Annotated in this window: 13 protein-coding genes; 4 read left to right on the forward strand and 9 right to left on the reverse strand. The window is 63.4% G+C overall.

The window, feature by feature from the left end; translation table 11 throughout:
• Positions 1 to 14: 14 nt before the first annotated feature.
• From BCCGELA001_RS15625 to BCCGELA001_RS15650, 6 genes are all read right to left on the reverse strand, one after another.
• The gene (locus BCCGELA001_RS15625; protein WP_060735729.1) at positions 15 to 1,616 is read right to left on the reverse strand and encodes a TRAP transporter large permease; all 1,602 of its coding nucleotides are present in this window, start codon (positions 1,614 to 1,616) and stop codon (positions 15 to 17) included.
• Complete coding sequence (locus tag BCCGELA001_RS15630) at positions 1,613 to 2,152, reverse strand: TRAP transporter small permease subunit (RefSeq protein ID WP_060735730.1); 540 nt, start codon at positions 2,150 to 2,152, stop codon at positions 1,613 to 1,615. Before BCCGELA001_RS15630 ends, BCCGELA001_RS15625 begins: the two co-directional genes overlap by 4 nt.
• Positions 2,153 to 2,319: 167 nt before the next feature.
• Positions 2,320 to 3,975: a TRAP transporter large permease gene (locus BCCGELA001_RS15635; RefSeq protein ID WP_060735731.1), complete on the reverse strand. Its 1,656-nt coding sequence runs from the start codon at positions 3,973 to 3,975 to the stop codon at positions 2,320 to 2,322.
• 27 nt (positions 3,976 to 4,002) lie between these two features.
• A complete protein-coding gene (locus BCCGELA001_RS15640) occupies positions 4,003 to 4,584 on the reverse strand; it encodes a TRAP transporter small permease subunit (RefSeq protein ID WP_060735732.1) in 582 nt (193 codons plus the stop codon).
• Positions 4,585 to 4,766: 182 nt separating this feature from the next.
• On the reverse strand, positions 4,767 to 5,801 hold the full coding sequence (gene moaA, locus BCCGELA001_RS15645; RefSeq protein ID WP_060735733.1) for a GTP 3',8-cyclase MoaA: 1,035 nt from the start codon (positions 5,799 to 5,801) through the stop codon (positions 4,767 to 4,769).
• Between the two features lie 401 nt (positions 5,802 to 6,202).
• On the reverse strand, positions 6,203 to 6,895 hold the full coding sequence (locus BCCGELA001_RS15650) for an HAD-IA family hydrolase (RefSeq protein WP_008552903.1): 693 nt from the start codon (positions 6,893 to 6,895) through the stop codon (positions 6,203 to 6,205).
• Between the two features lie 170 nt (positions 6,896 to 7,065).
• On the opposite strand from BCCGELA001_RS15650, the gene rpiA reads away from it, so the two are divergent.
• From rpiA to gor, 3 genes are read left to right on the forward strand one after another with little or no spacing between them, the layout of a single operon-like run.
• Complete coding sequence (gene rpiA / locus BCCGELA001_RS15655) at positions 7,066 to 7,797, forward strand: ribose-5-phosphate isomerase RpiA (RefSeq protein ID WP_060735734.1); 732 nt, start codon at positions 7,066 to 7,068, stop codon at positions 7,795 to 7,797.
• Positions 7,794 to 8,336, forward strand: coding sequence for a DUF2059 domain-containing protein (locus BCCGELA001_RS15660; protein ID WP_008552900.1), 543 nt, complete (start codon positions 7,794 to 7,796; stop codon positions 8,334 to 8,336). The genes rpiA and BCCGELA001_RS15660 overlap by 4 nt, the downstream gene beginning before the upstream one ends.
• Before the next feature lie 46 nt (positions 8,337 to 8,382).
• Complete coding sequence (gene gor, locus BCCGELA001_RS15665) at positions 8,383 to 9,771, forward strand: glutathione-disulfide reductase (protein ID WP_008552898.1); 1,389 nt, start codon at positions 8,383 to 8,385, stop codon at positions 9,769 to 9,771.
• 9 nt (positions 9,772 to 9,780) lie between these two features.
• On the opposite strand, the gene BCCGELA001_RS15670 is transcribed toward gor, so the two are convergent.
• Positions 9,781 to 10,920 (reverse strand): hypothetical protein, encoded by a 1,140-nt coding sequence (locus tag BCCGELA001_RS15670; RefSeq protein ID WP_060735735.1) that lies wholly within the window; start codon positions 10,918 to 10,920, stop codon positions 9,781 to 9,783.
• Between the two features lie 374 nt (positions 10,921 to 11,294).
• Between BCCGELA001_RS15670 and BCCGELA001_RS15675 the strand changes: the two genes are divergently transcribed.
• Positions 11,295 to 11,603 (forward strand): hypothetical protein, encoded by a 309-nt coding sequence (locus tag BCCGELA001_RS15675; protein ID WP_060737670.1) that lies wholly within the window; start codon positions 11,295 to 11,297, stop codon positions 11,601 to 11,603.
• Between the two features lie 19 nt (positions 11,604 to 11,622).
• Here BCCGELA001_RS15675 and BCCGELA001_RS35975 read toward each other — a convergent pair whose 3' ends face one another.
• Together BCCGELA001_RS35975 and BCCGELA001_RS15680 are read right to left on the reverse strand one after the other, a co-directional pair.
• Positions 11,623 to 11,808, reverse strand: coding sequence for a hypothetical protein (locus BCCGELA001_RS35975; protein ID WP_008552885.1), 186 nt, complete (start codon positions 11,806 to 11,808; stop codon positions 11,623 to 11,625).
• A gap of 60 nt (positions 11,809 to 11,868) precedes the next feature.
• Positions 11,869 to 13,095, reverse strand: coding sequence for a carboxylate-amine ligase (locus BCCGELA001_RS15680; RefSeq protein WP_060735736.1), 1,227 nt, complete (start codon positions 13,093 to 13,095; stop codon positions 11,869 to 11,871).
• Positions 13,096 to 13,105: the final 10 nt, after the last annotated feature.

The raw sequence follows: 13,105 nt of genomic DNA on the forward strand, positions 1-13,105 counted from the left end.
TGGCTCCGCCGCCGCTACTTCTGCGGTGGCCCCAGATCCAGCGGCGGCAGCTCGATTTGCGGCACCTCGATCTTGACCTTGTCGAGATCGACATTGAGCGGCTTGTCGAGCAGGCCCGTGACAAAGACCGGGAAGATGATCACGAGCAACACCATGATGAGTTGCAGGCCGATCCATGGCACCGCGCCCCAATAGATGTCGGAGCTCTTGACCTCCCTCGGCGCGACGCCGCGCAGATAGAACAGCGCGAAGCCGAACGGCGGATGCAGGAACGAGGTCTGCATGTTCACGCAGAGCATCACGCCGAACCAGATCAGGGCGGCGTCCGCGCCCACCACGGGAGTGAGGAGCTTCTGCGCGATCGGCGCGATCATCGGCAGGATGATGAAGGCGATCTCGAAGAAGTCGAGGAAGAAGGCCAGGAAGAAGATGAAGAGATTGATGAAGATGAGGAAGCCCCAGACGCCGCCGGGCAGCGAGGTCAGGAGATGCTCGAGCCAGACGCCGCCGTTGACGCCGAGGAACACGACGGAGAAGCAGGTCGATCCGATCAGGATGAACGTGACCATGCAGGTGAGGCGCATGGTGGACTGGTAGCCCTGCGTGATCAGGTCGCGCAGGTCCGGGATGCGCGCGGCCCGAATGCAGATCCACGCGATCGCCAGATAGGTCACCGCGAAGGCGATCTTGAAGATCAAATTCTCGCTGAACAGGATCGCCACGATGGTGCCGATGCCGGCTGCGATCACGCCGAGGATCAGGATCTTGTTGTCGGTCGAGGAGAAGTCCTTGTGGTGGATCGCGGCGAGCACGATGGCGCCGACGGCACCCATCGCGCCGGCCTCGGTCGGCGTGGCCAGACCCATCATCATGGTGCCGAGCACGACGAAGATCAGCACGGCCGAGGGGATGATGCCCATCAGGCATTTCTTCCACAGCGCCCAGCCGGTCAGCGTCCGCGCCTCCAGCGGCACCGGCGGCACATGGTCCGGCTTGATCAGGCCGAGGACGAAGGTGTAGCCGGCGAACAGGATGATCTGGAACACCGAGGGGCCCCAGGCGCCGAGATACATGTCGCCGACCGACTTGCCGAGCTGGTCCGCGAGCACGATCAGCACCAGCGAGGGCGGCACCAGTTGCGTGATCGTGCCGGAGGCCGCGAGCACGCCGGTGATGTAGCGCATGTTGTAGCCGTAGCGGATCATCACCGGCATCGAGATCAGCGCCATGGCGATGACCTGCGCCGCCACCGTGCCGGTGATGGCGCCGAGGATGAAGCCGACGATGATGACGGAATAGCCGAGGCCGCCGCGGACCGGGCCGAACAGCTGGCCCATCGAATCCAGCATGTCCTCGGCGAGGCCGCATCTCTCCAATATGGCGCCCATGAAGGTGAAGAACGGGATCGCGAGCAGGAGCTCGTTGGAGAGCACGCTGCCGAACACACGGCCGGGAATCGCCTGGAGGAAGTTGAGATCGAAGAAACCGAGATGGATGGCGAGGAAGCCGAAGGAGAGGCCGACCGCGGCAAGCGTGAACGCCACGGGGAAGCCGATCAGCATCGCCAGAACCAGGCCGCCGAACATCAACGGCGGCATCATCTCCAGCGTAATCATTGGGTCGGCCTCTCGTACTTGGCGTCGATCGTCACATAGCCCTGGAGAGCCGCGATACGCTTGATGACTTCGGAAACACCCTGAACAGCCAGCATCACGAAGCCGGCGGGAATCACGAACTTGATCGGCCAGCGGATCAGGCCGCCGGCATTGGCCGACATCTCGCCGACGCTGTAGGCCTGCATGAAGAACGGCCAGGACAGGTAGGCGAGCAGGAGACAGGAGGGGATCAGGAAGAGCAGGGTGCCGAGCATGTCGAGCCAGAGCTGGCCGCGCTCGGACAGGGTCAGGTAGAAGATCTCGACCCGCACATGCTCATTGCGCTTGAAGGTGTAGGCGGAGCCGAACATCACGAGAATGGCGAACATGTACCATTGCAGCTCCAGCCAGCCGTTCGAGGAGTCGTTGAAGGCGTAACGGATCATGGCGTTGACGGCACTGACGAGGCACGCCAGCAGCACGAGCACGTTACAGACGTACCCGATCTTTTCATTGAGAGTGTCGATGGCGTTGCTCAGCGCCAGCAATGGACGCATCTTACTTTGTCTCCGTCGCGGTCTTCATGGCAATAGCATCAGCACGCATGCGAAATGGACGGGACTGCACGAGTCATTCTTCGCATGAAGAGCGCCGTCGATCTCTCTCCTCATGCGTCTAAGTCCTGTGATCGCGAAGGACCCGTGGCGGAGCGCGGGTTCAGTCGCTATTGCTTGGGTTGACCGAAATCGAGCGGCGGCAGCTCGATCTGCGGCACCTCAATCTTGATGGTGCTTGGATCAATGTTCGGCAGGCTACCTTTATAGTGCATGACCATTGAAGGGAATGCGATCACCAGGGCTACCATGATGATCTGGATGACGACGAACGGCACTGCGCCCCAATAGATCTGGCCCGTGGTGACAGGGTCCATCCTCTTGCCGGTGACGCGATCGGTGTATCGCTCCTTGGGGGCGACCGACCGGAGATAGAACAACGCAAAGCCGAACGGCGGATGCATGAACGATGTTTGCATGTTGACGCCGAGAATGACGCCGAACCAGATCAGGTCGATGCCGAGTTTCTCCGCGGCCGGGCCCAGCAGCGGAATCACGATGAATGCCAGCTCGAAGAAGTCGAGGAAGAAGGCCAGTATGAACACGAACACGTTGACGAAGATCAGGAAGCCGACCTGGCCGCCGGGCAGGGAGGTCAGGAGATGCTCGACCCAGACGTGGCCGTTGACGCCGTAGAAGGTCAGCGAGAACACGCGGGCGCCGACCAAGATGAACACGACGAAAGCCGACAGCTTGGCAGTCGATTCCGTGGCCTGCCGGATCAGGTCCCAGCTCAACCGCCGCTTCGCGGCACCGAGGAGGAGGGCACCGGCGGCACCCATCGCGCCGCCTTCGGTCGGGGTCGCGATGCCGATGAAGATCGTGCCCAGCACCAGGAAGATCAGAAACAGTGGCGGGACCATGACGAAGGTGGTCTGCTGCGCCATCTTCGAGAGGAAGCGGAAGCCGGTCAGCTTATCGATGACCCAGTTCAGCACCGCAACGGCGAAGGCGAAGATGATGCCGTAGAACATGCTGAGCACGACGTAATCGGCGCCGTGCACGCTCGAATTGCGCATCATGAACCAACCGAACACGCAGCTCGCGAGGAAGAGCACACCGAGCGACACGAGGCCGCGATCACCATTGTCCTCTCGGAAGCCGATGGCCTCCGGCGGCAAGCCGGGCGTGGCCTTGGGGAAGATCATACTGACGAGGAAGGCATAGCCGGCATAGAGCCCCGCGAGCACGAGGCCTGGGATGAAGGCGCCCTCGTACATGTCGCCGACGGACTTGCCGAGCTGGTCGGCCATCACGATCAGGACGAGCGAGGGTGGAATGATCTGCGCGAGCGTGCCGGATGCTGCGATGACGCCGGATGCCACGCGGCGGTCATAGCCATAGCGCAACATGATCGGCAGCGAGATCAGGCCCATCGAGATCACGGAGGCGGCGACGACGCCCGTCGTCGCGGCGAGCAGCGCGCCGACGAAGATCACGGCATAGGCAAGACCGCCGCGAATGGTGCCAAACAATTGCCCAATGGTGTCGAGCAGGTCCTCTGCCATGCCCGACCGCTCCAGGACCAATCCCATAAAGGTGAAGAACGGGATAGCGAGCAGCGTGTCGTTGTTCATCACGCCGTAGACCCGCTCCGGAAGAGCCTGGAGGAAGTCGGGATGAAACTGGCCGAGCTCGACGCCGATGATGGCGTAGAACAGGCCGACGGCGCCCAGCGAGAATGCCGCCGGATAGCCAAGCAGCAGCATGACGACCAGCGACGCGAACATAATGGGCGCCATGTTGGCGATGATGAATGCGGTCATGATTCCCCCCTAAACCGTCGCCAACGGCTACTTCTTCTCGATCACTTCGACGAGGTGCTCGACTTCGGCCTCCAGTGCCGACACCTGCGATTCATGGGGGTCCGGAATCAGTCCGCGCATGACCGCAATTCGCTTGATGAGCTCGGAGATGGCCTGGACGAGCAGAAATGCGAACCCGACCATGATCAAGGCCTTGGCGGGCCATTGCGGCAGACCGCCGGCATTGCCGGATTGCTCATTGATCTCGAACGAGCGCAGGAAGAATGGCACGCCGGTAATGATCATGATGACGCACAGCGGGATGAGGAAGAACAGATGACCGACCACGTCGATCACGTTGCGCACCTTCTTCGGCAGCGTGTTGTTCACGATGTCGATGCGGATGTGCTCGTTGTCGAGCAATGTCCAGGGCGCGCAAAGCAGGAAGACGATGCTGAAAAGCACCCATTGCAGCTCAAGCCACGAATTGGACGACGTATCGAACGCCTTGCGGACGATTGCGTTGACCGACGAGATGACGACCGCGACGACGATCAGCCACGCAATACGTTTGCCCGTCCAGCGTGTGAATGCGTCGATCCTGCTGCTCAGCCTTAGGAGCGCGTGCAACGATAGGTCCTCCCCCGATTGTGCCCCGGCCGTCTTGACTGCGCCGAGCTGGCGCGTGGCTTATCTCGCCGCGCAGGCATGAGGCGGTCGCACCAAACCAGCGGCTTAGCGTGCCGTCAATCGGAAAATGGGCAAATTGACGCGCCGTCAAAAGCTTAGGTTTGCGAGGCGCGGGACGATCGTCAGCCGCCGGTGACGCTCATATGCCTGGAGACGCTGGGACGGTCGTGGCGGCGGTCGATGATGAAATCATGGCCCTTAGGCTTCAGCCCGATGGCACGGTCGATCGCATCCGCAAGCAGCATATCCTCGGCTGATGCACGCAGAGGTTTGCGCAAATCGGAGGCATCCTCGTGACCGAGGCAGGTGTGCAGCGTTCCGGTGCAGGTGATGCGCACCCGGTTGCAGGATTCACAGAAATTATGAGTCATCGGCGTGATGAAGCCGAGCTTGCCGCCGGTCTCCGCGACGCTGACATAGCGCGCCGGTCCCCCCGTGGTCTCGGCGAGGTCCGTCAGCGTGAACTGCTGGGCCAGGCGGGCGCGCACCAGCGACAGCGGCAGATATTGGTCGATCCTGCCCGATCCGATCTCGCCCATTGGCATGACCTCGATCAGCGTCAGGCCCATGCCCTTGCCGTGGGCCCAGCGCATTAATTCGGGGAGCTCGTCCTCGTTGAGGTTCTTCAGCGCCACCGCGTTGATCTTGACGCCGAGGCCGGCGGCACGCGCGGCCTCGATGCCTTCCAGCACCTTGTCGATCTCGCCCCAGCGGGTGATCTCGCGAAACTTCTTGGGATCGAGCGTGTCGAGCGAGACGTTGATGCGGCGCACGCCGCAATCGGCGAGCTCGCGCGCATGCTTTGCAAGCTGGGTGCCGTTGGTGGTCAGCGTCAGCTCGTTCAAGGCGCCGCTCGACAGATGCCGCGACAGCGAGCGCACCAGCGACATCACGTTGCGACGGACCAGAGGCTCGCCGCCGGTGAGCCGCAGCTTCTTCACGCCCTTGGCGATGAAGGCCGAGCAGAGCCGGTCCAGCTCCTCCAGCGTCAGCAGATCCGCCTTGGGCAGGAAGGTCATGTCTTCCGACATGCAGTAGAAGCAGCGCAGATCGCAGCGGTCGGTGACGGACACGCGCAGGTACGAGATGGTCCGCCCGAACGGATCGGTCATCGCGCTCGACAGCGCGGCGCGGGGATTTGCAGAAGATCCGTTCATACCAAATGCCTTGTCCCTGCGGGCAACGGGCGCGCTGCCGTTCAGCAGTGCTCTGGAAGCAATCTAAGCATCGGACGGGCCGAGGACAATTGGGTGGTATACGTAGTCACTGCTTGCCAGCGTTCGGATCGGGAAAAGGCGAAGCCGCGGTCGGAGCAGCCTCCGCCGACGCTGCGGCGACCGCGGGTTCGGCGTCTTCGGCTGGTGCGGCCTGCGGATCGGCTTGGGCGGGGCGGCCGGCTGCCGGCCAGGCTCACCCCCGCAAACGCAATCGCGATGACACGACGCATGACTGCGACGAACCGCCACACCCCCAGGGATGGCACCTGGAGCAGGCAACCGGCGCGCCGCGAATGGGTAGTAAGATGGTTAGCGCAGGCTTCCTGAGAATGTTAGGTTTTTCAATGGCTTGCGGAGGTGCGGTTCGCCATCAGGCTATGTGCCGCGGCCGGCAGGTCGCGCATGTGATGGATCAGCCGGTCCGGCTTCAGCTCGGCGATAGGGACGTCCGTGTAGCCGAAGCTGACCCCGATCACGGGCACCCCGGCGCGCCGGGCGACGCCGACATCGGTTCCGGCATCGCCAACCATGATGCTGGCTTTAACCTCTCCGCCGGCGCGCGCCACGGTCTCGCGAAAGATGGTGGGATCGGGCTTCTGGACGCCAAAAGTGTCAGCGCCGCAGATCGCGGCGAAGCGGGGGCTGAGGCCGAGCCGGTCCAGCAGCCGCTTTGACAGCCATTCCAGCTTGTTGGTGCAGACCGCAAGGCGATGGCCCTGGGCGGCAAACTGGTCGAGCGCGGTCTCGAGACCCTCGAAGGGGCGGGATTCGACCGCGATGTGGTCGGCATAATAGGCGATGAAATCCGCCGTCATCCGGTCCATGTCGGCGGGGGTCACCGAGCGGCCCTCAGCCTCCAATCCCCGCTCGATCAGCTTGCGGGCGCCGGCGCCGATCATGTTGCGGGCCGAGGCCATGGGGACGGGCGGCAGCCCTTCGCGGTCGAGCACATAGTTGAGCGCGGTGATCAGGTCGGGCGCCGTATCCACAAGCGTGCCGTCGAGATCGAAGACGAGGGTGTAGGGGGAGGTCATGATCCAAGCGCTATCGGGCCGGCCGGACCGGCGCAAGGGCCGACGCCATAAGTTCACCTTATAAGATCGGCCCAAAGGCCTGTTCCCGCGGGAAAAACGAGGCTACATAGGCCGCCGCAAGCGGCTATATCGGCGGCACTCTCGATCCAGAGGCAGAGGCGGGCGCAGATTTGAACATGGACCAGTTGAAGCGGCAGGCTGCGGCGCGCGCGCTCGAGGAGGTGCGTGACGGCATGCAGCTCGGGCTCGGCACCGGCTCGACCGCGAAACATTTCGTCGAGCTGCTCGGCGAGCGCGTCGCCGCCGGACTCAAGGTGATCGGCGTGCCGACCTCCGAAGCGACGCGCGCGGATGCGGAGCGCTGCGGCGTGCCGCTGACCACGCTGGACGATATCGACCATCTCGACATCACCGTGGACGGTGCCGACGAGATCGATCCGGATCTCAATCTGATCAAGGGCGGCGGCGGCGCGCTGCTGCGCGAGAAGATCGTGGCGGCAGCCTCGGATCGCATGATCGTGATTGCCGACGACAGCAAATGGGTGCCGACGCTCGGCAAGTTTCCGCTGCCGGTCGAGGTCATCCCGTTCGGGCTGGGCGCGACGCGCCGCGCGATCGAGAAGGCATTTGCCGCATGCGGCGTTTCCGGGCAAATGGCGGTCCGCAAGGCCAAGGGCGGGGACAAGGACGGCCACGTTTTCGTCACCGATGGCGGCCACTGGATCGTCGATGCCCAGCTCGGTCGTATTGTCGATCCACCCGCTCTCGCCAAGGCGTTGAGCGCCATCCCCGGCGTGGTCGAGCATGGCTTGTTCATCGGCTTGGCCAGCTCGGCCGTTCTGGCGGGCGGCGAGGGAATTCGCGTGATTGAACGGCGCAAGCCGAAAGGAGACCAGGAATGAAGAGCGTGTTGAGATTCTTGCCGGTGACGGCCCTCGCTGTGGGGCTGGCGCTTTCGGCCGGTACGGCCATGGCGCAACAGCCGGCCGCCAAGGCCCCTGCAGCACCGGCCCAGCCGAAGGCCTCGCCCGCGGCGATTGCAGCGGCCAGGGAGATCTTGCAGATCAAGAACGCGACCGCGATGTATACCGGCGCCGTGCCCGGCCTCGTCGAGAAGACCAAGATCGCGCTGATCCAGCAAAATCTCAACTACCAGAAGGACCTCAACGAGGTCGCGCAGGTCGTGGCGCAGCAGCTCAACGGCCGCCAGAACGAGATCGGCGAGGGCATGGCGCAGATCTATGCCAGCGAGTTCACCGAGCAGGAGCTGAAGGACCTCGTCACCTTCTACAAGTCGCCGCTCGGCAAGAAGCTGATCGACGCCGAGCCCCGCGCCATCGGGCTCAGCATGGCTTTCATGAACTCCTGGGCCCAGAACTTCTCCGAGACCGTGATGGGGGCCTTCCGCGCCGAGATGCGCAAGCGTGGCAAGGAGATCTGAGCGCACCTATCTGAAAGGTCGTTCTTGAAAGAGGTCGGAGTGGACAATGGCTGAATTCGACGTCGACCTCTTCGTCATCGGTGGCGGCTCGGGCGGCGTGCGGGCCGCTCGCATCGCGGCCGGCCATGGCGCGCGCGTGATGATCGCGGAAGAGTACCGCATGGGCGGCACCTGCGTGATCCGCGGCTGCGTGCCGAAGAAGCTGTTCGTGATCGGCTCTCATGTCCGTCACGAGATCGAGGACGCCGCCGGCTTCGGCTGGACCATCCCCTCCATGAGCTTCGACTGGGCGACACTGATCGCCAACAAGGACAAGGAGATCGCGCGGCTGGAGGCGGCCTACACCGCCAATGTCGAGAAGTCGGGCGCAGAGATCGTCAAGAGTCGGGCGGTGATCGAGGACAAGCACACCGTCCGCCTGCTCGAGAACGACCGGAAGATCACCGCGAAATACATCCTGATCGCCACCGGCGGCGCGCCGAACCACGGCGCTTCGATTCCCGGCATCGAGCACGTGATCTCCTCCAACGAGGCGTTTCATCTCAAGAAGCTGCCGAGGCGGATCGTGATTCAGGGCGGCGGCTATATCGCGCTGGAATTTGCCGGCATCTTTGCCGGCTTCGGCTCCGACGTCACCGTGATCTATCGCGGCGACAACATCCTGCGCGGTTTCGACGAGGACGTTCGCGCTCACGTCCGCGCCGAGATGGAGAAGCAGGGCATCACCATCCTCACCGGCTGCACGGTGACGAAGGTCGATCGCCACGGCGAGGACTTCACCACGCATCTGTCGAACGGATCGAGCCTCGCCTCCGACCAGGTGATGTTCGCGATCGGCCGCCATCCGGCGGTGGCCAATCTCGGCCTCGAGAAGGCCGGCGTCGCCATCAACCCGAAGAATGGCGGCATCGCGGTCGACCATTTCTCGAAGAGCTCGGTCGACAGCATCTATGCGATCGGCGACGTCACCCATCGTTTCAACCTGACGCCGGTTGCGATCCGCGAGGGCCATGCCTTCGCCGACACCGTGTTCGGCAAGCGCGAGGTCACGGTCGATCACGCCAACATTCCGACCGCAGTGTTCTCGCAGCCGGAGGTCGGCACCGTCGGTCTCACCGAGACCGAGGCGCGCGCGCAGTTCAGCCACGTCGACATCTACAAGACGACCTTCCGCCCCATCAAGGCGACGATGTCCGGCCGCGACACCCGCGTGCTGATGAAGCTCGTCGTCGACGGGGCGACCGATCGCGTGCTCGGCTGCCACATCGTCGGCGATGCCGCCGCCGAGATCACGCAAGCCGTGGCGATCGCGGTGAAGATGAAGGCGACCAAGGCCGATTTCGACGCCACGATCGCGCTGCACCCGACCGCGGCCGAAGAGCTCGTCACCATGCGCACGCCGACCGCACGCCACGTGCGGCAGGCGGCGGAGTAGGCTCAGCGTCTAGCCATAGAGATATCCAACCGGCCTGCCTTCGGTGCGCAGCGGGCGGATATCCTTTTGCGTGATGATCTGACCGGCGAGGCCGTCGATCTCGTCACGCTGCGTCGGCGTCCAGCTGCGAAGCTCGTTCATGCCCTTGAGCAGGCCGAGCCGGAGAACCTGGGTGTTTTCGCTGATGCCGACGAGGCTGATCGCATCCTTGCCCGCAGTCACCACATCGCCGGCGGAGAGTTCAAAGCTCTCGCCGGCCTTTTTCCTGAACTCGGCCGTGCCGCGGATGACGCGGTAGATCACGACCTCGCCCTTGGCAAAGCAGCTCGCGTCCGCGGCGACCGACATGCTCTTCGGCAGCAGCGACTGGCCGCGCGGATCGGTCGCGATGATATGGCCGGTGACGAGATGACCACTTGGCACCTCGATGCCGATATCGCGCAAGTACACCGGCGTGGCGGACTTAACTGAACCGTCTGTGAGCGGTCTGAACAAGGCGTCCAGCGCCAGTGGGTCCTGCAGCCAGAAGCCGGCATCGGCCGGCCGGTCATGCAGCTTGTGACTCCAGGCCACACGCGGCGTTTCGGCTTCGTTGATCTGGTCAGGACCGACGATGGTCGGATTCGGAAAGGTGGTGGGGTCGGTGATGAAGGCCTCGAGAAATTTGCCGGAATAGCCCATTGAGATCGGATCAGGCACCACGGTCTGCGGCGTCCTCAAATTCTCTTCGGTCGACAGGCCAGACCAGGTGTAGAACAGCTGGCGGTGAACGATCGCGCTCTGCAGCATCACCGCGCCCGGGCCGACATTGTAGAAGCGCCCGTCATAATCGAAGGTGAAGGCGCCGGAGGTGACCAGCACGAGCTGGAAGCCGCCGGGCGGAAGATGCAGATGGAAGTCGGTGGGTCCGGTGTCGGGGCGGTAAATCGGCAGATTGGTCGCGACTTCGTGCAGGAGGAAGGTCTCATTGTTGGCGTGAAAGCCTTCGTTGGCGCGATTGTAGAGCGCTTGCGGACGATAGGTCGCCTCGAACTTCGCATTCCGATCGCGGTCGATGGCGACGAAGTCCTGCGTGTTGAGGCGGAGCGGTGCGCCGTTCGGATGGGTTAGGCCGGTCGTCTTGAGATCGCCCGCAGCATGCACGTTCATGACGTTCTCCGCTCTGCCCCGTTGCTTCGCTGACAACGTCATTGCGAATATTGGGCCAGTTGCTTTGCGAAGCTGCAAGTGGCCCCGGCATCGTGATGCGGACGCACCGGTGCGGGAAGAAATCCGGTGGTTGCACGGGACGTTAGATCGACGTCTCGTTCTGATCGTGAGACGCCGCGCGAGGGCTCCTCCTTTCAAGGCAGCGACGAGACCTGTCTAATTTGTCAGCAAGTCTCATCAGGCCGCGTGCAGCGGTGTTGCTGGGGTGGCGCGATGGCCCCTCTTGGGCCCGGCAATAATATCGTGACCCGGGTAGGGCGATTGACAGATTGTTCATGTTTTGTTCTTATGTTGCAACCGAGATGGAGGCAGCCATGGACAACCGCATCAACGAAATTCGCAGAACCATCAGAGCGCTTCGCGTCAGCATGCTCGAGGCCGAAGCCATCATGCGCGAGCAGGTCAACCGGGACGAGGATTGCACCTTTGTCGCCAAGGAAATCCTCAAGATGCGCTCGGTCATGAGCCTGCTCGCCAGGGAACGGATAGAGCTCGGCGATGACGAGCCGATCCTCGTCACCTGTCTCTATGTTCCCCGGCGCCGGCCGCCGCGAAAGCCAACGGTCGATCGTCTCCTGCAGTCCGGCAATGTCTTGGCGCAACGCGTGGCGGCGACGGCCTGACCGGAGCAGGGCGACCGCTTTATTCAAACAATTGGCGAGCAGCCCGTTCAGGCTTGCCGACCGGGCTGTCGGCCCACTTCGCCATGTCCATCGTTCGCGCGTCGATGCCTTCGCACCAGAGGCAGCTTGGCTCCGTGTTGCCTTTGGCCGAGAGGATCGGGACAAGTCCGTGGCCGCAGCCGGAGCAGGACGTGACGTGATTCATGTGTTTCTCCGCGAGAGCCGAATCCGGAACGACATGTCGCTCCCAGAGCTTGCCTGAGCGTTATGACGGGGCAGCGACGCTTGCGACCGGAGCGCTCGTTCCTGACGTCGTCGACGTCGCAATCCAGCGTGATACGGCCGCGATGTCGTCGCCGTTGTCGCGATAGGCGCGAAGCTGGAATTCGGCGGAGCTGCCGCGTTCCACGATGGTCCGGCAGTGTTCGATCTCCTTGGCGCAATTCAGCGCGGTTGCGTCTTCGGCGATGTCGCCGATCACGCGGGACAGCAGCTCCGAGATCGTGACCGGGCCGTCCTTCGAGGCGAAGATGCAGTCGGTGCCGTAGCGCTGCGCGCGCCATTTGTTCTCCACCGCAATCGCGCGTTCGACCGCGGTGACCTCCTTCGACAGATGAGGTCGGAGGTAAAGATGCCGTGTCAGGCAGCGGTAGAGCGAGGCAATTGCCACGGCGTCATCGACGAATGTGCAGGTATCGGGCGCACGAAGCTCGAGGGTCGGGTGCCGCATCGAGGGCCGCATCGCCCACCAGATGTGGCTTTCGTCCGGTATCACGCCGGAGCGCTGCAACGCGCCGACATATTCGTCGTAATCCTGCCTGCCTTCGAACAGTTCGGGCAGACCGGTGCGGGGCAGCTCGGAATAGGCGGCGAGCCGGTAGCCTTTCAGCCCGGTCTTGTGCGAATTCCAGAACGGGGAGGAGGCGGAGAGCGCGATGAACAGCGGCAGGTGCGGCAGCATCGCCCGCATCACCGCCATGCGCTTCTCGGGATCGGGCAGCTGGACGTGCACATGCATGCCGCACATCATGTTGCGGTGGCCGATGCTGCGCAGATCCTCGATCATCTCCTCGTAGCGCGGCTTCGGGCTCGGCTGCGACATGCGCCAGACCGCGGTCGGATGCGTGCCGCAGGCCATGATGACGAAGCCGTATTGCGCGGCGACGTTCGCGACCTCGCGGCGAAGAAAACGGAGCTCTTCGCGTGCGTCGTTGACGTCGACGTGGATGTTGGTGGCGACCTCGAGCTGGGATTGCAGCATCTCCCGCATCGCCTGGCCGCCGGTCGACCAGTTCGCCGATTCGAACAGCTCGTCGGGGGTCTTGATCGCGACTTCCAGGCTGCGGCGATCGGCGAGGAAGTACTCCTCCTCGATGCCGAAGGAATATTCCGCGGCCTTGCCGCGGCCGCCGGCGGAGCGGATCACGAGGTGCTGCCTGTCGTCGGACGAATCCAGCCGCAGCAGTTTCAAAACGTCTGAAGCAAATGTCATGGCCCCACCC

The organism is Bradyrhizobium sp. CCGE-LA001, assembly GCF_000296215.2.
Classification (GTDB): domain Bacteria; phylum Pseudomonadota; class Alphaproteobacteria; order Rhizobiales; family Xanthobacteraceae; genus Bradyrhizobium.

Coding starts and splice junctions, on each gene's coding strand:
- BCCGELA001_RS15625 (WP_060735729.1), bottom strand. CDS start 1,616: ATGATTACGCTGGAGATGATGCCGCCGTTGATGTTCGGCGGCCTGGTT.
- BCCGELA001_RS15630 (WP_060735730.1), bottom strand. CDS start 2,152: ATGCGTCCATTGCTGGCGCTGAGCAACGCCATCGACACTCTCAATGAA.
- BCCGELA001_RS15635 (WP_060735731.1), bottom strand. CDS start 3,975: ATGACCGCATTCATCATCGCCAACATGGCGCCCATTATGTTCGCGTCG.
- moaA (WP_060735733.1), bottom strand. CDS start 5,801: ATGAACGGATCTTCTGCAAATCCCCGCGCCGCGCTGTCGAGCGCGATG.
- BCCGELA001_RS15650 (WP_008552903.1), bottom strand. CDS start 6,895: ATGACCTCCCCCTACACCCTCGTCTTCGATCTCGACGGCACGCTTGTG.
- BCCGELA001_RS15660 (WP_008552900.1), top strand. CDS start 7,794: ATGAAGAGCGTGTTGAGATTCTTGCCGGTGACGGCCCTCGCTGTGGGG.
- gor (WP_008552898.1), top strand. CDS start 8,383: ATGGCTGAATTCGACGTCGACCTCTTCGTCATCGGTGGCGGCTCGGGC.
- BCCGELA001_RS15670 (WP_060735735.1), bottom strand. CDS start 10,920: ATGAACGTGCATGCTGCGGGCGATCTCAAGACGACCGGCCTAACCCAT.
- BCCGELA001_RS15675 (WP_060737670.1), top strand. CDS start 11,295: ATGGACAACCGCATCAACGAAATTCGCAGAACCATCAGAGCGCTTCGC.
- BCCGELA001_RS35975 (WP_008552885.1), bottom strand. CDS start 11,808: ATGAATCACGTCACGTCCTGCTCCGGCTGCGGCCACGGACTTGTCCCG.
- BCCGELA001_RS15680 (WP_060735736.1), bottom strand. CDS start 13,095: ATGACATTTGCTTCAGACGTTTTGAAACTGCTGCGGCTGGATTCGTCC.